The sequence below is a fragment of the Peribacillus sp. P4_D6 genome, assembly GCF_056401795.1.
Genome location: NZ_JBFUIQ010000022.1, coordinates 36680 through 57387, shown reverse-complemented (window position 1 = coordinate 57387; position 20708 = coordinate 36680). Strand labels below are relative to the sequence as shown.

The 20708-nt window shown below is 41.8% G+C and carries 21 protein-coding genes, 2 tRNA genes and 1 rRNA gene; 2 read left to right on the top strand and 22 right to left on the bottom strand.

What is annotated here, in order from left to right; genetic code table 11:
• The 17 genes from AC1DVB_RS10080 to spoIIE form a co-directional block, all read right to left on the bottom strand.
• Positions 1-204 (bottom strand): 16S ribosomal RNA (locus AC1DVB_RS10080); the annotation flags it as partial.
• Positions 205-626: 422 nt separating this feature from the next.
• On the bottom strand, positions 627-2126 hold the full coding sequence (lysS, locus tag AC1DVB_RS10075; protein WP_170946992.1) for a lysine--tRNA ligase: 1500 nt from the start codon (positions 2124-2126) through the stop codon (positions 627-629).
• 186 nt (positions 2127-2312) lie between these two features.
• Positions 2313-3311 (bottom strand): tRNA dihydrouridine synthase DusB, encoded by a 999-nt coding sequence (gene dusB / locus AC1DVB_RS10070; RefSeq protein WP_095679956.1) that lies wholly within the window; start codon positions 3309-3311, stop codon positions 2313-2315.
• Between the two features lie 24 nt (positions 3312-3335).
• The gene (locus AC1DVB_RS10065; protein ID WP_034316283.1) at positions 3336-3548 is read right to left on the bottom strand and encodes a helix-turn-helix domain-containing protein; all 213 of its coding nucleotides are present in this window, start codon (positions 3546-3548) and stop codon (positions 3336-3338) included.
• Positions 3500-4027: a 2-amino-4-hydroxy-6-hydroxymethyldihydropteridine diphosphokinase gene (gene folK, locus AC1DVB_RS10060; protein ID WP_034316285.1), complete on the bottom strand. Its 528-nt coding sequence runs from the start codon at positions 4025-4027 to the stop codon at positions 3500-3502. The genes AC1DVB_RS10065 and folK overlap by 49 nt, the downstream gene beginning before the upstream one ends.
• Positions 4028-4029: 2 nt before the next feature.
• Positions 4030-4389 carry a dihydroneopterin aldolase gene (gene folB / locus AC1DVB_RS10055; RefSeq protein ID WP_095679957.1) on the bottom strand — a complete coding sequence of 120 codons (360 nt, stop codon included), beginning with the start codon at positions 4387-4389 and terminating at the stop codon, positions 4030-4032.
• A 1-nt stretch (position 4390) separates the two neighbouring features.
• Positions 4391-5227 (bottom strand): dihydropteroate synthase, encoded by an 837-nt coding sequence (gene folP, locus AC1DVB_RS10050; RefSeq protein ID WP_239859918.1) that lies wholly within the window; start codon positions 5225-5227, stop codon positions 4391-4393.
• A gap of 163 nt (positions 5228-5390) precedes the next feature.
• Complete coding sequence (cysK, locus tag AC1DVB_RS10045; protein WP_063574543.1) at positions 5391-6317, bottom strand: cysteine synthase A; 927 nt, start codon at positions 6315-6317, stop codon at positions 5391-5393.
• Between the two features lie 130 nt (positions 6318-6447).
• Positions 6448-7344, bottom strand: a complete 897-nt coding sequence (locus AC1DVB_RS10040; RefSeq protein ID WP_095679959.1) for a peptidyl-prolyl cis-trans isomerase — start codon at positions 7342-7344, stop codon at positions 6448-6450.
• Positions 7345-7362: 18 nt separating this feature from the next.
• On the bottom strand, positions 7363-8244 hold the full coding sequence (hslO, locus tag AC1DVB_RS10035; RefSeq protein ID WP_057276509.1) for an Hsp33 family molecular chaperone HslO: 882 nt from the start codon (positions 8242-8244) through the stop codon (positions 7363-7365).
• Positions 8245-8270: 26 nt separating this feature from the next.
• A complete protein-coding gene (locus AC1DVB_RS10030; protein ID WP_057276508.1) occupies positions 8271-9050 on the bottom strand; it encodes a type III pantothenate kinase in 780 nt (259 codons plus the stop codon).
• Positions 9051-9216: 166 nt separating this feature from the next.
• Positions 9217-11277, bottom strand: coding sequence for an ATP-dependent zinc metalloprotease FtsH (gene ftsH / locus AC1DVB_RS10025; protein ID WP_082609260.1), 2061 nt, complete (start codon positions 11275-11277; stop codon positions 9217-9219).
• Positions 11278-11394: 117 nt separating this feature from the next.
• The gene (gene hpt / locus AC1DVB_RS10020) at positions 11395-11934 is read right to left on the bottom strand and encodes a hypoxanthine phosphoribosyltransferase (RefSeq protein WP_057276519.1); all 540 of its coding nucleotides are present in this window, start codon (positions 11932-11934) and stop codon (positions 11395-11397) included.
• 32 nt (positions 11935-11966) lie between these two features.
• Positions 11967-13361 carry a tRNA lysidine(34) synthetase TilS gene (tilS, locus tag AC1DVB_RS10015; RefSeq protein WP_230134831.1) on the bottom strand — a complete coding sequence of 465 codons (1395 nt, stop codon included), beginning with the start codon at positions 13359-13361 and terminating at the stop codon, positions 11967-11969.
• A 93-nt stretch (positions 13362-13454) separates the two neighbouring features.
• Entirely contained in the window at positions 13455-14453 is a 999-nt protein-coding gene (locus AC1DVB_RS10010) for a protein kinase domain-containing protein (protein ID WP_377332395.1), read from the bottom strand.
• Positions 14419-15156: a VWA domain-containing protein gene (locus tag AC1DVB_RS10005; protein WP_034316300.1), complete on the bottom strand. Its 738-nt coding sequence runs from the start codon at positions 15154-15156 to the stop codon at positions 14419-14421. Before AC1DVB_RS10005 ends, AC1DVB_RS10010 begins: the two co-directional genes overlap by 35 nt.
• A 191-nt stretch (positions 15157-15347) precedes the next feature.
• The gene (gene spoIIE, locus AC1DVB_RS10000; RefSeq protein WP_057276507.1) at positions 15348-17822 is read right to left on the bottom strand and encodes a stage II sporulation protein E; all 2475 of its coding nucleotides are present in this window, start codon (positions 17820-17822) and stop codon (positions 15348-15350) included.
• Positions 17823-18149: 327 nt separating this feature from the next.
• Here spoIIE and AC1DVB_RS09995 point away from each other — a divergent pair.
• Positions 18150-18223, top strand: a tRNA-Met gene (locus AC1DVB_RS09995).
• A gap of 20 nt (positions 18224-18243) precedes the next feature.
• Positions 18244-18315, top strand: a tRNA-Glu gene (locus tag AC1DVB_RS09990).
• A gap of 166 nt (positions 18316-18481) precedes the next feature.
• Here the strand turns inward: AC1DVB_RS09990 and AC1DVB_RS09985 are convergent.
• The 5 genes from AC1DVB_RS09985 to AC1DVB_RS09965 form a co-directional block, all read right to left on the bottom strand.
• Complete coding sequence (locus AC1DVB_RS09985) at positions 18482-18937, bottom strand: S1 domain-containing RNA-binding protein (protein ID WP_034316303.1); 456 nt, start codon at positions 18935-18937, stop codon at positions 18482-18484.
• 81 nt (positions 18938-19018) lie between these two features.
• Positions 19019-19405: an FtsB family cell division protein gene (locus tag AC1DVB_RS09980; protein ID WP_034316305.1), complete on the bottom strand. Its 387-nt coding sequence runs from the start codon at positions 19403-19405 to the stop codon at positions 19019-19021.
• Positions 19406-19418: 13 nt separating this feature from the next.
• Positions 19419-20051, bottom strand: coding sequence for a spore cortex biosynthesis protein YabQ (gene yabQ / locus AC1DVB_RS09975; protein ID WP_057276506.1), 633 nt, complete (start codon positions 20049-20051; stop codon positions 19419-19421).
• The gene (gene yabP / locus AC1DVB_RS09970) at positions 20048-20356 is read right to left on the bottom strand and encodes a sporulation protein YabP (RefSeq protein WP_034316308.1); all 309 of its coding nucleotides are present in this window, start codon (positions 20354-20356) and stop codon (positions 20048-20050) included. The genes yabQ and yabP overlap by 4 nt, the downstream gene beginning before the upstream one ends.
• A gap of 76 nt (positions 20357-20432) precedes the next feature.
• Positions 20433-20696, bottom strand: coding sequence for an RNA-binding S4 domain-containing protein (locus AC1DVB_RS09965; RefSeq protein ID WP_057276517.1), 264 nt, complete (start codon positions 20694-20696; stop codon positions 20433-20435).
• Positions 20697-20708: the final 12 nt, after the last annotated feature.

Here is a 20708-nt window from a genome sequence, read left to right as displayed (position 1 = left end):
ATCTTCTCTCATGCGAGAAAAGAACGTATCCGGTATTAGCTCCGGTTTCCCGAAGTTATCCCAGTCTTATAGGCAGGTTGCCCACGTGTTACTCACCCGTCCGCCGCTAATCTCAGGGAGCAAGCTCCCGTCGATTCGCTCGACTTGCATGTATTAGGCACGCCGCCAGCGTTCGTCCTGAGCCAGGATCAAACTCTCCGAAGAAATGTTTGACTTGCTCATTTGCTTTTTCCATAGTGTGTGCTCACTTAAAATTTAACGTTGGCGCTTTGTTTTGTTCAGTTTTCAAAGAGCAATGTCTTTCGGAACAGCTTATTTATAATAACATTTTCATTACTGCAAGTCAACAACTTTTTTAAAACTTTTTAAAGTTTGTAATCTGTTTGCAACTCGTTCGTAACGACAGATATAAATATAACACCATTACGTTAACTGTGCAATACCTTTTATAAAGTTTTTTTGAGATAATGTTGTTTTTCTTTTAAACCCTAGAATCCACTCTATTGAAAGGCATGAAATTATAATTAAAAAACAAAAACCGAATTGGACTTACCAGGATCAGGAGCTACGCCCATGATCCCAGCCATCCGAATTCGGCACTGCAATCAAAACCATTTTGCTTATATTTAGCGATGTCTCATTAAAGGGAATAACAGGACGTCACGTATGGAAGGAGAATTGGTCAATAGCATAACCAAACGGTCAACACCAATTCCAAGTCCGCCAGTCGGCGGCATTCCGTATTCTAATGCCTCCAAGAAATCTTCATCCATTTCATGAGCTTCATCATTACCTTGCTCTCGTTCTTTCAATTGAGCTTCAAAGCGTTGACGTTGATCAATAGGATCATTAAGTTCAGTGAAGGCATTTGCGTGCTCCCTACCTACTATGAATAACTCAAAACGATCTGTGAAACGGGAATCCTCCGGATTTTTCTTTGCTAAAGGAGAGATTTCCACTGGATGCCCATAGATGAATGTAGGTTGAATTAACTTATCTTCGACCTTTTGTTCAAAGAATTCATTTACGATATGGCCGAACTCCATGGATTCCTTAACTTCAATCCCATTTTCTTTAGCAAGCTGCTGGGCTTCTTCTTTACTCATTTCAGTCCAGAAGTCCACACCGGTATATTCTTTTACAGCGTCAACCATGTGAAGTCGTTTCCATTCCGGTTTTAACTCTATCTCATACTCCCCATACTGGATGGTAGTCGTCCCAAGAACTTCTTGAGCTATATGGGCAATCAAGTTTTCCGTTAAGCTCATGATATCTTGGTAATCCGCATAAGCTTCGTACAATTCGATCAATGTGAATTCAGGATTATGCCTTGTGGACACCCCTTCATTTCTGAAAACCCGGCCAATTTCATAAACTTTCTCCAATCCGCCAACGATCAAGCGTTTTAGATGAAGTTCAATGGCAATCCTTAAATTCAAAGGCATATCCAAAGCATTATGGTGAGTAAGGAAAGGTCGTGCAGCTGCTCCACCAGCAACAGAGTGCAATAGCGGCGTCTCCACTTCAAGGTATCCATGATCATCCAAATACCTTCTCATGGCTTGTACAATGCGACTGCGCATGATCAACGTATTTTTGCTTTCTTCATTTGTAATTAAATCGACATAGCGTTTCCTGTAACGCTCTTCAACATCCTTCAAGCCATGAAATTTATCAGGCAACGGGCGAAGCGCTTTAGCAAGGAACACATATTCTTTAGCTTTAATGGAAAGTTCCCCGACTTTCGTTTTGAAGATAACGCCAGTTACCCCTACAAGATCACCAAGATCCGTTTGGTTGAAAATTTGGTAAGAATCTTCCCCTATGTTATCCAAACGGACGTAGATTTGGATTTGGCCGCTAATATCCTGGATATGGGCAAATCCCGCTTTTCCTTTTCCGCGCTTCGTCATGACACGGCCAGCGATCGTAACTTCAATTTCTTTTTCTTCAAGATCTTCTTTTTCTAATTCACCATAAGCACTGATTAACTCTTGAGTGTTATGTGTGCGCTCGAATCTGCTCCCGAAAGGGTCTAGTCCATTATCCATCATCGCTTGCATTTTATCGCGTCTTACCTGCAGTTGGTCATTCAATTCTTCATGACTCACGAAAATCATCTCCATCTTTATTAATAAATGCTTTATATAATTAATCAGAAATTCTTTTGCATAATATTTATTCTTACATAAAGTAAAGGAATTCAACAGCTTTTTATCATAAAACATTGTTTATGTACATATAAAAACTGCCAGGATAACTGGCAGTTTAAGATAAGCGTATTATAGGAAAATAGGAAGGTGATGTCAAATTCAGACCATTTGGATATTTTGTTGCTTCGCTTCCACTTCATCAACTAGTCCATAAAGAAGCTTAACAACATCTTCCCTTGTTTCACATTCATTAATTCCTTTGCGAGCCGTAGCATTCCCTTTAACACCCTTTAAATACCAGGAAGCATGCTTACGCATTTCACGAACGGCGACATTTTCATTTTTCAACGCAATCAGACGATCCATATGAAGAACGCAAACATCCATCTTTTCACGTACTGAAGGCTCATCCATCAGTTGACCGGTTTCAAGAAATTTTACAGTCCGGTAAATCATCCACGGGTTACCTAGAGCTGCACGGCCGATCATGACTCCATCAACACCCGTTTCCTTCAGCATTCTTTCCGCATCCTGTGGAGTTTCCACATCACCGTTACCGATAAGGGGAATATTAATCGATTTCTTCACTTCACGGATGATGTCCCAGTTAGCTTTGCCTTCATACATTTGAACTCGTGTTCTGCCATGCATGGAAACAGCTTTACCACCTGCGCGTTCAACAGCCTGAGCATTTTGAATCGCAAAAACGTGTTCATCATCCCAGCCTATGCGCATTTTTACCGTTACCGGCTTTTCAACAGCATCAACCACCGCTGCAACCATCTCATAAATTTTGTTTGGATCGAGAAGCCACTTCGCACCCGCATCACATTTAGTGATTTTAGGGACAGGACAGCCCATGTTGATATCGATGATGTCAGCAGTTGTATTTTTATCTACAAATTGCGCAGCTTCAACCAAAGATTTCTTCTCACCGCCAAAGATTTGCAAACTTAACGGCTTTTCTCTTTCATCTATATAAAGCATATTCATCGTTCTAGCATTTTTAAGAACGATTCCCTTGTCACTGACCATCTCCGCACAAACAAGACCAGCTCCAAATTCCTTGACAGTCAAGCGGAATGCCGAGTTACAGACTCCCGCCATCGGGGCCAGCACTACCTGGTTCTTCATTTCTATATCGCCTATTCTTAACACGTTGTGACCCCCTATAACATTCTTTCATTTATCCTCAGGTGGCTGAAGCTCCTCAATGGAAATATGAAGAATTTCCGCCACTTCCAGTAAAAATGCTTCTGAAGGGTTACGGTTCCCTCGTTCAACTTCTCCCAGCAAGGAAACGGAAACACCTATCTCCCTCGCAAACCCTTCCTGGGTATAACCCTTTAACTTTCGAAAAGCGCGAATACGCCTTCCCCATTTTTCACCTTCCATAATCGAACTCCTTCTTTATCCGAAATCTGTTCAAGCAGGTCGCTCAAAGGTGCACGCATTTGCGGAAGTGATATATCTGGGTCCACTTCCATTAAAGGCACGATAACAAAAGCCCTCTCGCGCATACGAGGGTGCGGGACTGAAAGAATCTCTGTCTCAATATTTTCATGATTATATAACAAAATGTCAAGGTCTAAAGTACGAGGACCCCACCTGATTTCCCTTTTTCTCCCTAAATCCTGTTCAATTTTCATACAAGCGTGAAGTAATTGTTCGGGTTCTAAATCGGTTTTCACTTTAAGGACAGCATTTAAAAAACAGTCCTGGTCTTCATATCCTATCGGATCCGTTTCATATAAAGAGGAGCATGACACCAATTTGATATGCGGGCTTTCAGACAATAATTGGAAAGCCTTTCGGAATGTTTCAAGGCGATCACCTAAGTTCGACCCTATTGAAAGGTAAGCAATATTTCTCACAATCAGCGTCCCCTTACAATCTCTATAGCAACCGAATCATAATGACCTGCTATTGGAGGATCTGGTTTATAAACCTTGACGGTGCATGTCTCGATGGAAGAATATTTATTAAGCAGTTCAGAGGCAATTTTTTCAGCGACAGCTTCCACTAACTTAAAAGGTTTTCCCTCAACAACATTTTTACACACTTCATATAACTCGCCATAGTTGATTGAGTCTTCAAGGTTGTCACTCTTTCCTGCCTTGGCTAAATCAGTCTGGACGATTAAATCCACTTTAAATCGCTGACCAAGCTTCGTTTCTTCCGGAAAAACTCCATGATAACCGTAAAACTCCATTTTATTCACATATATCTTATCCATATCATTCACCTTTTCCTAATAGAGCATCCATCATCTTTGCAGTCCGTGCCATTTCCTTCACATCATGTACGCGAACCATTTGACAGCCTTGTTGAATGCCATGACAGATTGTGGCGGCCGTTCCTTCCATTCGCTCACTAGGCGGCAGGTCCAGAACATGACCAATCATGGACTTTCTTGATGTGGCTAACAGAACTGGATAACCTAACGATACCAGCTTATCAAGATTCCTCATCATTTCTAAATTTAACTTTAAATCTTTCGCAAAGCCAATTCCTGGATCGAGTATGATGTTTTCATCCTTGACACCTGCATCCTTCACCAACATGATGCTTTCGAATAAATCTTGAAGTACATCCCGAACAAAATGTCCATATTCCATATTACCCCTGTTATGCATCAAGATGATCGGCACCTTATATTCCGCAGCAACCTTCGACATCAATGAATCGGCTTTACCTCCCCAAATGTCATTTAATATATGGGCTCCTGCTTTTACCGCCGCTTCCGCCACTCTTGATTTATACGTATCGACCGATATTGGAACCTCAATATTACGGGATATGGCCTCTATAATCGGGGCGACTCTCTCTATTTCCTCTTCCTCCGATATCCTCTCATAATTAGGTCGGGTGGACTCTCCGCCTACATCCAATATATCCGCTCCATCGTTGACCATCCGTTCAGCATGCTTCAAAGCAGCATCTATCCGATTATATTTCCCGCCATCCGAAAAGGAGTCCGGCGTAACATTCAAAATCCCCATAATTAAGGTTTTAGTGCTGTAATCCAAATCAAATGAACCGCATTTTATTTTTGACGCTCCAGCTAATGACATCCAACGTTCTCCTTCACTTAAAGAAATCTATATATACGAGTTTACCCATTTACACAGGCATAGTGCAAGCTCCATGAAGATTCGGAACACTTCTGCAGACATTACTGCAAAAAGAAAAGCAAAGCCCCTAAGGAACTTCGCTTCTCATTTTTAGCGTCTTGTCTTACTCAAAGTTATATAATGGCGTACTTAAGTAGCGTTCACCATTACTTGGTATGATGGCAAGTACCTTTTTGCCTTTTCCCAGTTTGTCAGCCACTTTAACGGCAGCTGCGATTGCACCTCCAGAAGAAATTCCGCCAAGGATTCCTTCTTCTTTTGCTGCGCGGCGTGCATAATCAAAAGATTCCTCTGTATTGACTTGAATGATTTCGTCATAGAGATCTGTATTCAATATAGTTGGAATGAAGCCTGCTCCGATTCCTTGGATTTTATGAGGTCCCGGAGTCCCTCCTGATAATACTGGGGAATCCGCAGGTTCAACAGCGTAAATTTTAATGTCAGGGAATTTCTCACGCAGGACTTCACCGGCACCTGTAATGGTTCCGCCAGTACCGATTCCGGCAACGAATGCATCCAGGCCTTCATCTCCAAAGGCTTCCACGATTTCAGGGCCTGTAGTGTTCCGATGTACTTCAGGGTTGGCTTCGTTTTCGAATTGCTGTGGAATGAAGTAACCTTTTTCTTTAGAAAGCTCAGTCGCCTTTGCGATTGCACCCTTCATTCCTTCTGGCCCAGGAGTAAGAACTAATTCTGCGCCATAAGCGCGAAGCAAGTTACGGCGTTCCAAGCTCATCGTCTCCGGCATAACCAGAATTGATTTATAGCCCTTTGCCGCAGCTACCATCGCCAGGCCTATTCCAGTATTTCCGCTTGTAGGTTCAATGATCGTATCACCTGGCTTAAGGGTACCATTTTTTTCTGCCGCTTCGATCATCGCAAGGGCGATACGGTCTTTTACACTGCTGCCTGGGTTAAAATACTCAAGTTTCAAATAAATATCTGCACTGTTTTCATTTTGAAGCTTGTTTAACTTAACAATAGGTGTTTGTCCAATTAAATCGATTACAGAATTAGCTATACGTGCCATTTTCTCCACTCCCTTATCATTTCAATACCGAGTATGTTTATTGGTTTTATAATTTTAAAGTTACCAGTTTTAATAGTTCATTGTCAATGATTATATACTATATTCTAAATTTTCTCACACAACCATTGACCTACTTTTCTTCCTTCAATCCATAAAACCATTCTACATCAAATTCGTCCCAGAAAATTTTCCCTGAGACCGGTGCCTGAATCTGTTCAAGAGCTATTTGGCGGCGAATCTTGTCTTTAACTTCGTCATATTCATATTGCTTGCCCTCTATTCTTTCATGCAGGTAGAGAACGGCCCAGCCATCCTCCGTTTGGATTGCATCACTCCACTTTTTAACCTTCAATTTCTCGGCAGCGGTAATGTATTCCTTGGATACTTGCTCGTTATCCTGTGATATATAACCCATGTCGCCCCCTTGATTGGCAGTAAATTCATCAAGGGACTTTTCCATCGCCAAGACTTCAAAGGAGACACCTTTCTCCAGTTCACGTATGACTTGGTCTGCCTGCTTTTTTGTAGACGTGGTAATATGGGAAATATGGAAAGCAGTAGGGATTCTATAGATATCCTTATTATTATCATAATAATTCCGCATTGCCGTTTTGGAAACCGAAACGTCCTTGGTGAGGAGCTTCTCGAGGAGGAGACTCGACTGAATTTCCTGCCTCAATTGATCGTTACTTTTATTAAGGTTCTGACCGGCAGTCCCATACATCGTTTTCATCATTTTAAGTTCACGATCTAGCTCTTCATCCGAAATTTTCACTTTGTATTTTTCAGCTGCCTGTTTCACTACCTCTTTATCGACCATTTCCTCAAGTACATCTTCCCCATATCTTTTTTCGAGCTCATTCATCCATGCGTCCCGGGAAATATCCTTCGACCCGACCTTCGCGGCCGTTTCTTCCCCAATGACGGTTTTTGAAATGATTAGTGGTTTTATGACAAAGATAATGATAGTCAATAGGTTCAACAAGGCAAGGCCAGCAATAATCGCCCGAAGCTTGTGTTTTGGCAAACCCTTATCCCCCGTACATTATTTTTTGGTTTCCGCTTCCAGTTCCTCAAGTTCTTCCTTAGAGAATTGGTAGGTCTGATTACAAAAATGACAATGCGCCTCCGCTTGTCCGTCTGTATCAATAATATCCCGAATCTCAGCCTGCCCCAGGCTGATCAATGCAGTCGCAATTCTTTCCCTTGAACATTGACAGGAGAATTGGACATCCATTTTTTCTAATATATTCACATTGCCCTCACCTAAAATTTCGGTTAGGATTTCTTCAGGAGTCATGCCGTTTTGAATCATCTTGGAAACAGGAGTAATCGTGCTTAGTCTTTTTTCGATTTTCGAAATCGTATCTTCGGATGTACCCGGCATCAACTGAATGATAAATCCGCCCGCTGCAAGGATTGAATTATCCGGATTCACCAGGACCCCAACACCCACTGATGAAGGCACCTGTTCGGAAGTAACAAAGTAATAAGTGAAATCTTCACCCAGTTCTCCAGATACAAGCGGTACTTGCCCTGAAAAGTAATCACGAAGACCAATATCTTTCACAACAGTCAACAAACCATCGGTACCCACCGCTTTCCTGACATCCAGCTTACCTTGCTCATTCAAATCAAAGTGGGTTTGCGGATGTGTGACATATCCGCGGACTTCCCCCTTTGCATTGCTGTCGACCAGGATGGATCCAATCGGACCACCACCCTCGATTTTAATCGTCAGCTTTTCTTCACCTTTTAACATTCCACCCATCATAACGCCTGCCGTCATAGCCCGTCCAAGGGCAGCCGAAGCAGTGGGCCATGTATAATGGCGTCGCTGAGCTTCTCCTACGGTGTCTGTTGTTGAAACAGCATATGCACGAACCTGTCCTTCATAACCTAACGCCTTTATTAGATAATCCTTCATTTATATTGCTCCTTTCATGCTTTGTGTTACTTCTTCACTTGCTCACGATTACGTTTATAAATCAGCTGCAAACCCTTCAAGGTCAAAAATGGCTCCACAACGTCAATAACAGTAGACTCATTAGCAATTAAGGTAGCCAGTCCGCCTGTCGCTATTACCGTTGGTTCTAGATTACTTTGCGCTTTAATTCGATTAACGATTCCTTCTACCTGCCCAACATACCCATACAAAATGCCAGCCTGCATGGCGGACACCGTATTTTTCCCAATAATCCCTTCCGGACGGCTGATTTCTATTCTCGGAAGTTTGGCTGCCTTTGAATAAAGTGCCTCGGTAGAAATATTTATACCCGGGGCAATGGCTCCGCCCATGTATTGTTTATCCTCATTTATGTAGCAATATGTAGTTGCCGTACCAAAATCCACGATAATGAGAGGGCTTCCATATTCCTGAATGCCAGCAACAGCATTAACGATTCGGTCCGCTCCCACCTCACGGGGATTTTCGTATTTAATATTCAATCCAGTTTTTATTCCAGGCCCAACTATAAGCGGTTTAATTCCAAAGTACTTTTTACACATGCGTTCAAGCGCAAACATAATTGGCGGAACTACCGAAGAAATAATGATTCCATCAAATTGATCAAACGCAAGACCTTCATGCTGCAGTAAAGACTTTATGATCATTCCATACTCATCTTCTGTCTTGTGACGGTTAGTCTCAATTCGCCAATGATATTTTAAAATATCTTGATCGTATACGCCTAATACGGTATTCGTATTCCCAACATCCAATACAAAAATCATCGTTTCATCACTCCGGTAAATTATTCTCCAACATCATACCACACTGTTATTTCCCACGCTATTAGTCGCACTTTTCGGAAGGTATCCCAGGAACTTTATCATAATTAATTTAAGAGTTAAGAAAAGGGTATTTCCGAGGCGGAAATACCCTTTTGAATTTAGTCGATTAAGACTTTTTATTGTCGTCTTCGTTCGGGAAGGAAAGCGGCTGATCTTGAGGTGCACCTTCTTTGATTGGAGGAGTATTCAATCCTTCCTCCGTTATTTCAAGGTCCTCAGGTCCTCTTTTATCCAATGGATCTAATAGGGCCTCTTTTTCTTCCTTCTTCTTATTGATGTTCACCTTGACATTCTCATCAGTGGTGAGATTCCCATTCAGGGCCGTATAATCCCGATCTGGCAATTTACCATTATGGAATAAACCTTTGATTTGTTCAGCATCAAGTGTTTCCACTTCAAGCAGGGTTTTTGCAACCAAATCAAGTTTTTCACGATTTTCAGTAAGGATTTTCTTACATCTTTCGTAAGCTTCCTTGATGATACGTTGAATTTCAAGATCGATTTCATATGCTATTGCATCTGAATAGTTTTGATCATTGTTGAAATCGCGGCCTAGGAAGACCTGACCTTGAGAATTACCGAATTGAAGCGGTCCGAGCTTGCTCATTCCATATTCCATAACCATGCTACGAGCTATGCCCGTTGCACGCTGGAAGTCGTTATGCGCACCGGTACTCACTTCTCCGAATGTAACTTCTTCGGCTACACGGCCACCCAATAGTCCTACGATTTTATCTTTTAGCTCAGGTTCCGTCATGAAGAAACGATCTTCTTTCGGCAGCATAACTGCATAACCGCCGGCTTGACCACGAGGGACAATCGTAACTTTATGAACGACCTCGGCATCATCCAGAACCAGCCCAATAATGGTATGGCCTGCTTCATGCCATGCTACGATATTTCTTTCCTTTTTGGAAATGACACGGTTTTTCTTGGCAGGTCCGGCAATAACGCGATCCGAAGCTTCATCCAAATCGGACATGTCGATCTTCTTCTTATCTTGACGGGCAGCAACAAGCGCCGCTTCATTCAGTAAGTTTTCAAGATCTGCACCAGAAAATCCTGGAGTACGCTGAGCGATCGCTTTCAAATCGACTGTTTCCGCTAATGGTTTATTGCGTGCATGCACTTTCAGCACTTCTTCACGGCCTTTAACATCAGGGCGGCCTACCGTTATTTGACGGTCAAAACGTCCCGGACGCAATAATGCCGGATCCAATACATCAGCACGGTTAGTCGCAGCAATGATGATGATTCCTTCATTACCACCGAAACCATCCATTTCCACCAGTAATTGGTTCAATGTCTGTTCACGTTCATCGTGACCGCCACCTAGACCTGCGCCACGTTGACGACCGACTGCATCAATTTCATCGATGAAGATGATACATGGTGCGTTCTTCTTAGCATTTTCAAACAAATCACGAACACGGGATGCACCGACACCCACAAACATTTCAACAAAATCAGAACCACTGATTGAGAAGAAAGGAGTTCCGGCTTCACCAGCTACTGCTCGTGCAAGTAAAGTTTTACCTGTACCAGGAGGCCCGACTAAAAGTACCCCTTTAGGAATACGGGCTCCAAGCTCGGCATATTTGCGAGGATCTTTCAAGAATTCAACGACCTCGACAAGTTCCTGCTTTTCTTCGTCCGCCCCGGCAACATCATTGAAGCGAACTTTTTTCTTATCATCATTATACAATTTCGCCTTACTTTTCCCGAAGTTCATGACACGGCCACCACCGCCGCCCTGAGCTTGGTTAAGTAAAAAGAAGAAGAGGATAAAAATGATTACAAATGGAATGATGGAAGTGAAAAATGTCACCCAGCCACTTGTTTTTTCTGGAGGTTCCACAGTGACGATGTCCTTACCCAACTTGGTTACGGCATCATTTATCCGACTTTGCGAATATTCACTGAAAGGCACGTACGTCACAAAGAATTTGTTTTCCTCATAACCTTTGAGCTTTCCTGTGATTTCAAATACACTGCTTTCGGGCTGCATCGTCAGTGCAGTAACGTCCCCATTCTCCAAATGCTTATAGAATTCATCTTGGGTCATTTTCTCCGTTGGTTCATTGTTATTATTAAAAATGCTTACAATCCCAATGATGACCAAAAAGATCAGTAAATAAAATATGGTATTACGGAAGATCCGATTCATCCCTTACCTCCTCCCACGGGTAAACAAACTATAGTAAATACTATCATATAAAATTAATGAATTACAATAATTTAACACCGCTGTTTTTATCTGGTCTTCCCTTTCAAACAGGTACGATTAATTCGAGTAAATTTCGGGCTTCAATATGCCAATATACGGGAGATTACGATACTTTTCCGCAAAATCAAGACCATATCCGACAACAAATGCATCCGGAACGATGAACCCGGCATAGTCCGGAGCGATATCCACTTTCCTGCCTGTTGGTTTATCCAATAAGGTAACGATTTTAATTGATTTTGCTTTTCGATAACGGAAAAGTTCCGCAAGATAGCTAAGAGTCAAACCGCTGTCGATAATATCTTCGATGATTAAAATATCCCGGCCTTCAACCGATGTATCAAGATCCTTGATGATTTTCACTTCACCGGACGATACAGTGGAGTTACCATAGCTCGAAACATCCATAAAGTCCATTTCAAGATGTGTATCCACACGTTTCAGTAAATCTGACATAAATGGCATGGCGCCTTTCAGCACTCCGATGGCCAACGGGAACTTACCTTGGTAATCAGCTTCAAGCTGCGCACCCAATTCCCTTATTTTCATTTGAAGTTCTTCCTCTGATATTAAAACTTTTTCAATGTCGTTTTGCATGGTCATTGTAATTAATTGCCCCCCATGAAGAATTAAGCTTTTTTATATTCTAAGTAAATTAAAGATTTTTCATCAGAAATTATATCCGGCTCAACATTCGACTTCTTTAAACCGGGCAGCCAAATCGCCGTTCCCGTTTGATCGATGATGACCGGCCACACATTTCTTTCTAGCATCGGGATCTTTTCATTAATAAAAATATCCTTTAACTTTTTAGTTCCACCTAATCCCTTGACGGCCATCCGTTCGCCTTCATTCCTGGTTCGGACTGTAAGCGGAAACTGAACAGCTGATTCGGGAAGAATAAAAGAATGATTTCCCCTAAGTACCGGAATTTCTTCTTTTATATAGTGCGCTTTAATCTTATATCCATTCGGAAGAATAGTCTCACCGGGAATTTGTAATTTTAGGGAATATTCACGGCTTTTTTGTCGAAAAAATCTAAACGTGCAAGTTTGATATGATTTTTCCGCAATAAGGCCCTCCGGAAGATGCAATTCTGCAGATGGTTGAGGATTCAAAAACAAAACTAAAAGTTGGTCAATATGTAATGCCGAAAGCGATGAAGGTCTCTCCAAATAAAGATAGTTTAATATTAGTTGAATCGCCCTTCTTTGTAAAGGTTTAGGCATCGCGAGAACCTTATCAATCTGAATAACCGCTTGATCTTTATCCTGCTGGATCCAAACCTCGGACATTTTGCTTGAAACCAGGTTCAAAAAAAACTCTTCATCTTCATATAGCTCTTCACTGAATCGTTGAAAATGCTCATGAACCTTTCCATTTTCTTTCTTTAAAAACGGAAGAACTTCATGTCTAAAACGATTTCTTGCATAGACACCCGTTTCATTGCTCGGATCAAACCTTGGTTCAATATCATGAAGGCCCGCATATTCGATTATTTGACTTTTCGTGATTTCAAGAAAAGGCCTGATCAGATCCCCTGTATGAAAACGTCTCTTTATAGGAATACCCGCTCTTGCCTTGCCTGTCGCCCCTCTTGTTAAACGCATGAGCATCGTTTCTATTTGATCATCTCCATGATGCCCCAGGACAAGCGTGGAGGCTTGATGCTTATCCATCACTTCCTCATAGAAAGCAAAACGCAGCTTTCTTGACGTTATTTGTGAACTTTCCCCCGTCTGTTCCATCCGGGCAGGAACATCGATCCTTTTTCCCTCAAATGTAATGCCCCACCGTTCACAAATATGCTCGACATATTTATAATCCCCATAGGATTCTTCACCACGAAACATATGGTCAACACTTGCCACGATCATCTCGTAATGAAAAAGAGGTTGAATTTCCTTAAGGATATGGAGAAGCACCAGCGAGTCCGGTCCTCCGGAAACGCCTATTAGCAACTTCGAGTTTTCCTTAATCAATTCGTTTCTATAAATGGTGCTCAGAACTTTTTCCTTTAACATACAATCTTCCTTCTTTATGGACAGGCATTAGTTTTATACGATTGAATCCTGAAATGGTTTCAACCATTTCATGGCATTCACCTAATAACTATATCATAACAACTGTTCATATATGTAAAGAACATAGAGCATCGATATGATGGCAACCAGCAAAAACGTTTCAAAAAAACCGCCGCTTTTCTTTTTTGATTGGTTTTGGGACCTTCTTGCTTGTCTTGTTGAAGGCTGCACGGTTTGCTGCTGACCCGTCGCTGTCTGGTTCGGGTCCTTTTTCTTCGAATGATTTTGCTTACTTAGCACCGTTACCAGATCCTCCCGCATTTGGATGGCTGAGTCATACTGTCCGCGGAGCGCCTTATCCAACATCTTCCTGTATGGATGCAATTCCTTTTTCTGCTTAATTAAGTCGTTAAGCTGTTTATACCCCTCCCCTTTCTTCTGGAAACGTCCGGGATAGGCAGAATTGATTATAATCATTGCTACAGCGAACAAGTCATATTGCGGATCGGCCTTTCTTGATCCAAGTCCCCAGTACCCCCTGTCAAAAAACTCGGTGAATTCTTTAACAGACCGCCCGATCAAGGTGGTTCCGCCAACATCCACGCACCGTACCTTATAGGCTGGTGATGTCACGATCAAATTCTCGGGTTTCAAATCACCGAACACCCAGCCATTGGAATGCAAGGCAGACAAGCTTGTTAAGAGCTGAAGCATCAAGACTCCAATCCATGACGACCCTTTCTTATCAATGAAACGCAAAAAATCGTGTCCATGGATATATTCCATGACATAAAAAGGGAGCTGCTTTCCTGTTTTCATGAAATCATCCGCTTCCAAAAAGGAAGGTCCAAGGGTAGACCCCTGGACCTTTGAAAAGGATTTTAGGATATTCATCTCCGAAATAATGGACGTCCCATTATCACTGAGCTTTAAAGCATAATGACGATTTCCGCTTTCAACCAAATAAACGATCCCGTTCGCTCCACACCCCAATTCCTTAATTATTTTGTACTGGTTTTTATTCCATTTTCCAGTGACCAAACTGCCAGGCAGAAGTTTACATTGATTCCTCAAAGTATTGTTCATCATCATGTGATAACAATCCCCTCAATGAACGTTTTTTATTGAAATGAGTTAAAGCTTCACGAATGGCTGGACCTGTCGGAGTGAGTCCCCCTGTACTGAGCTTAGGAAAAGTTGCCGTCAAGGCTTCGAGGTTCGGGGTCCAATCCAGCAACTTTTCAACGTCATTTCTTTTCCCAGGAAATACGAATACGGAAAAACGGCTGTCACCCATCCTTGCATTCATACTAAGGGAAAGATCTAATAAGGAATCTTTTACTGTAGGCAATTTATGTTTCATGCTTGCACTGGTATCAACAAGAATCAGTACTTCGAGCTTGCTTGTTTCCCCAAGCTCATCGACCACCTCCATCACCTCTCCCCGTTTATCCGGCGGAAGATCCTCCATCGTTTTTGAATCTCCTAGTATTTGTTGAAGTTCGCGATTGATAACTCCCTGTATCGTTTGAGTCATCGCCTTTTGTGTCACCATCTGGACGGTTTGGGACAACTGCTGCGAATAGACTACTTGACTTACGCCACCTCCTGAACCAGCAATCTTCTCGATTTCCTTAAGTCCCTTTTCATCTATCACATCATTTTCCATTACACCTATGACATTGATGGTTATGCCTTGCTCCCTTGCTAATTCAGCCATGGCAGACGGCTCCTCACCATGATTTGAACATCCGTCGGTTATAAGCAAAATCTGTCTTAATGTTCCTGCTTTCATGTTTCGCTCTCCCTTCCTATCAATTTGTTACCATAATTGACTAAAAAAGGGGAAATTATACGCAAAGGACATTACATCAAGTCATATCATGGAGAGTAATGATTGAAAAGAGTTCATCCCTTCACCTTTTATCCTTCTTCCATTTACACCACCTCATTTTGGGTTTTATTTATTTTATATATAAACGGCCCCTACTGGGCCTTTTTACGTTTTGGGGAAACGGGAATGGATGCCCATTTCGGTGTGTTATGCTTTATTTTCGATGTTACCACTGTCATGTCATCATCTATGATGCCTTTCGTTCGGATGACCTCTTCCAATATTAAATCAGAGATTTCCTGCGGATCGTCAGTTTCCATTTCCTTGATTTTTCGTTTTAGCCAGAACTCGATATTTTCGACATGTGAGGGGCCATCGAACACTCCATCGCTCATCATGATTAATATATCCCCTGCCTTCAGCTCTTCTGATACTACATCAACATCGAAATCCTGGATGATCCCCATGGGGAGGTTACTTGATTCAATTTTTATTATCCTATCCCCCCTTTTAATGAAACTCGGTATCGAACAGATTTTTAAAAACTTAGCCTTTGCGTCCTGAAGATCAATCATTGCCAAATCAAGAGTCGAAAATATTTCATCGGTAGTGCGTAGAGATAATACGGAGTTTACGGATTTAATGGCTATTTTTTCTTCTATTCCCGATTGTAAAAATTTTTGTAGCAGCTTCAATGTTTCTGTACTTTCAAAATGGGCCCTTTCCCCATTTCCCATTCCATCACTGATGGCTATTGCGAATTTGCCGCAGCCAATTTCCATGGTCGTAAAACTATCTCCTGATACAAGCCCTCCCCCCTTGGCAGCATGAGCCACACCCGTTTCGACCGTGAATTTTTTTGCTGACCTAAATATCACCTCACATTGCCCGCTTGGATACGTTGCACACTCTTCTGAATGTACGACTATCGTTTCCCCTAAAATGTCTGAAAGCATAGGTGCAATCAACTTTTCACATTCCCCTCTGCCCTGGCAGTATGGGACACTCATCTCTATATCAACATTTCCTTGTTCTAGACTGTATATTTCCACATGGCCTATGTGCAGGCCAAAATCCTGGATGGCTTCCAAAATGGATTCTTCATGTACATGATGATTCTTCCTTTCCCTTTGTATTTCTTTTGCAAAATCATCCATTACTGCCGAAACGCCCCGCAGTTGATCCGCCACTAGCTTCCGACTTTCCTTCACCTGCCTTTTTAATTTTTGGTTAGCTTCAAAATAAGTGAGCTCCTGTGATATCGCCCCAATCACCTGAGGCCCGCGACTGCAATATTTCCCCCATTCTTTCGAAGTTTTTTGTGGGAGCTGACCATTATTTTCACTTAATTGAAGCATGATTTCCTGCATGCCGTCATAGGTTGTATTAAAGTTCTTGGACCAGCATTGTTCCTTTTTAAAACAAAGCTGGCACGTCTTTTCCGTTACATTACTTAAGAAGTAGTCGAATTCTTTCTCATCTTCCTCCAATCTTCCCCTTTCATCCACTTGGGAAAAGCTATTAGAGAGCGCCTCAAATACATGTGAGAATTGCTCCACCCTTTGAGCGGTGACATCCCTCACTTTTCGGGCATACTGCTGCTGTTCATCAGAATTCTCGACTGTTCCCGGTATATGTTTCGCTATTTTGTTGATGATGGATGACGGTGTCAATATAAATAGGGCCACAGCTATAAGTGATTCATAAAGGGTCACCATAATATTATTGGTGCCCTCACCATATAAACCTATCAGTAATGTAGCAATCAAGAGGCCGCTAGCAACCCCTATCTTTCTTCCCTCCTTCAACAGTCCGCCCAGAAGCCCTGAAAATGCGAGAAGGCTCATTTGATATAGACTGGCAATACTCGCCAAGCTGAATATCAATCCAGTAACAACACCTACAGTGGAGCCTATGGCGGCCCCTCCCGCCAGCCCGAAGAGGAGGACCAGGTATCGCGAGAATATATGGTCGAGTGATAAATCGTATATCATCCAGCCGATGGTTCCGGTCATCACCGAAGCAAGCAAGATGATGATGCTGACAATTTCCTCCGTCTTTAATGACTGGGACTTTGTCCTAACGGTCAGCATCGGGATGGACTGTATGAAGATTAAAGTTAAAATCATCGCGAGTCCCGCCTCTACTCCTATCATCATCAAGTCGTACAGCTGAATCGTTCGAAATACCAGATATTGCTCGGCCAGGTTGACCAGGAATAGTGAAGCGAAGACGTACATCGACATCGTCTTGAATTGTCCTTCCACGGCGGGCTTCTTGATCTTATGAAATAACAGGAGCAGGAACGCCGATGCAAAGATGACTAAACTATTCGAATAGTGAACGGTCAGCCCACCTGCAATCAATCCGAATAAAGCCAGTGGAGCCCTATCACGTCTCATGAGAAACACGGCTGCGAAAAACGGAAGTCCAAATGGTGCCAGCTGCGAAAGAATTAAAGCCCTTCCTAATAAAAAACCGATAATTGCTAAAGAGATACCTTTTTTTATGAATATGTCTTCACTCTTCATTTGCAGTTGTTGGATCCAATTGATGGCCCCTGCCTTCGCTTCTTTTAACTGAACATCTCCAAGAGGTTCCATCATAGGTCTTTCCACTTTTTCCATTTCAACACCCCATTCGTATTAGTGATTTTTATTATAAAGAGGGCTTGTCTATTTTTTTGTCAGAATTTTATAAGCGGATAAGAAAAACGTTCGACGAAATTCTTCTTGAATAATCATTTGTATACAGGTTTTTGTGCCATTTTTCCCAATACAGAAACGGGTGTTCTTTTTTTTTTGAAGAAAAGCAAAGTTTTTAGGTTATTTTTGCGGAAAATAACACGAATAAATAATCAGGAAATGGAAACCGACAAACTTTAATATTTTTGTTGACATTTTTTCTTCACGAATGTAAGATATAACTTGTGCTTCAGTAGCACTTACCATTATGGCGGCGTAGCTCAGCTGGCTAGAGCGTACGGTTCATACCCGTGAGGTCGGGGGTTCGATCCCCTCTGCCGCTATCTTTTATCATGAAACTTACGGCCCGTTGGTCAAGCGGTTAAGACACCGCCCTTTCACGGCGGTAACACGGGTTCGAATCCCGTACGGGTCATCAAATACAAAAAGCGCCTCTGCACACTTATATCAGTAAGTGTACGGAGGCGCTTTTTTCATGTCGTACTATAATAAAAGAAGACAAGCCGGCAAGCTTGCCTTTATCTACACTATGAATAATTTCACAGGAAAAGTTGCTAAACTATTATTTTTCAGCAGCAGTTTTATCCGCGTCTTCCTCCTCGACCTCCCCGTTTCGTTTCGGTGCTACGTTTTAGGGTCGTTAAGCGGTCTTCGCTATCTTTTAAGAATTTAGCCATTTTTTGCTCAAAGTTTTCTTTCGGTTGGAAACCATTGCCTTTCGAGCGGAAGTCTTTGGAACGGCTGTCATTCCCTCTACCTTGGCGCGGACGTGGTGTGTATGCAGGTTTTTGCTCAACTTCAGGACGGTCTATCGCTTTTTTTATGGACAAGCCAATCTTGCCATCTTTAACGTTGATGACTTTCACCTCAACTGTATCGCCCACTTTTAAATGATCATTGATATCCTTGACATAGTTATCAGCCACTTCACTGATATGGACAAGACCGGTTGAACCTTGAGGTAGCTCTACAAATGCACCAAAATTAGTTATGCCTGTTACTTTACCTTGTAACTTGCTGCCTACTTCGATTGACATAAAAAAAATGTTCCTCCTTAGAAATGTTAAAAAAATCTCTTCACCCTATATTATAACGAAAGTAAAAAAACAGTGTCAATATTAGTCACTATCTTCCTTCCCTTTTGGAAGGGTAAAAATGATTTCACCTTTTTCAGACAAGAAATAATCCCGTCTTGCTATTTTTGCTATATAGTCGTCATCATTAAGCTTTACGATTTCTTCTTTAAGAAGGGTCTCGTCTTTTTTCAATTCAGCTAACTTTCCCTTCAATTCTTGCTTTTGCTGAACTTTCTCATCCAGTGCAACATTTTGCGTTATGAGGGTGGAAACGGCAAAAATCAAAAAGACAGCGGCGAAAACTGAGTAAAGGGTTAATCTACGCATTAGACCACGCTTCTTTTTTTCTACGGTTTGTACTTTTTTCTCTTGTTGAGCGACGTAGGGATTTTCTATTTTTGCCACTTTCCTTTTACGCAGGCTACTCATTTTTTATCGCTCCTCATTTCTTTTTATTTCTCCATCCATTTAGCGTTCTAAATATAGAATTCTTTATTTTCAATAAAATCCCTTTTCCTTTATTATAAAACTTCCCGACGTTTTTCGTAACAAAAACCGGCAATAAATTCCATATATAAGTCAGAATCCATTTTAATGGTCTCCAGAATATATTCAAAATAAAGAGAAGTATTTTCCCCGCCCATTTTAATAAGGCCAAAACGAACTTACCTATCCCGATGATGATGGCCAATATGGATACTATTACCCATTTTATCGGTAGAAATATCAGCATGTGAACCGAATTCGCTATAAATCTCGCCAGCTTTATCACAAGTATTATCAAAAACTCCAAAAAACGTTGATAGAATCCTTTGAAAAGTGCTTGATAAGCTGAAAAACCGCATAATAAGGCCAAAAATAAATAGAGGCGAAACTCTCCCTCATTCACTAAAAACAAAACATAAAAAATAAGGAGACCCTGAATGATCCAGAAAAGGAAGTCATGGATGAATACAATCCACCTTTTCCTTTCTGAACGATTCAGGAACCGGCTATACGTATCCAGGGCAGCTCCAAAGCCACTGCCCATGCCTATCATCGCAAGCAACGTATAAAATTGGATCGTTAAGGTCATTTGAACAACTTGCCAAAGAATCCTTTAGCTTTCTCCCCTGATTGCTCATCTAAATAAACAAGGTCGAAAATCTTTCCCTTAATGGAAACGATGCCTTTATCAACATCCAAATTCTTCATTTGCAAGTTTTGGCCCCGGATAGATAAGAATCCCATTGACGTTTCGAGCAGAAACTCTTCATTATCAAAGCTTTCGACTTGTTTGACACCGGTAATATCAAGTAAACGGCGGCCTTTCATCGTTACATCATGCTCTTGGGTCGTTCCCTTTGTGTAACCAGCATTCGGATCAATATATTGGCTCATTTTATCATCCCTCACAGTACCACTGATTTTGTACAAGTGTATGTCCGTAAGAGTGGAATTAGAACCAAGCCTGTCCTTACTCCTCCGCTAGCTTTTCTTCCTTTACGATGGTATACATATCTGCAGCCGCTTCTTTTTTCGTCGTTTCTTGAATTTTATCGACACGTACCGTAACAAGCTTTTGACCGAATCTTACTGTCAGCTCATCGCCATCTTTCACATTCGAACTTGCTTTGGCCTGTTGTCCGTTAATCGAGATTCTCCCTTTATCCGCAACTTCTTTCGCAAGTGTGCGGCGCTTGATCAACCTTGAAACCTTTAGGAATTTATCCAATCTCATCGACATTCAAAT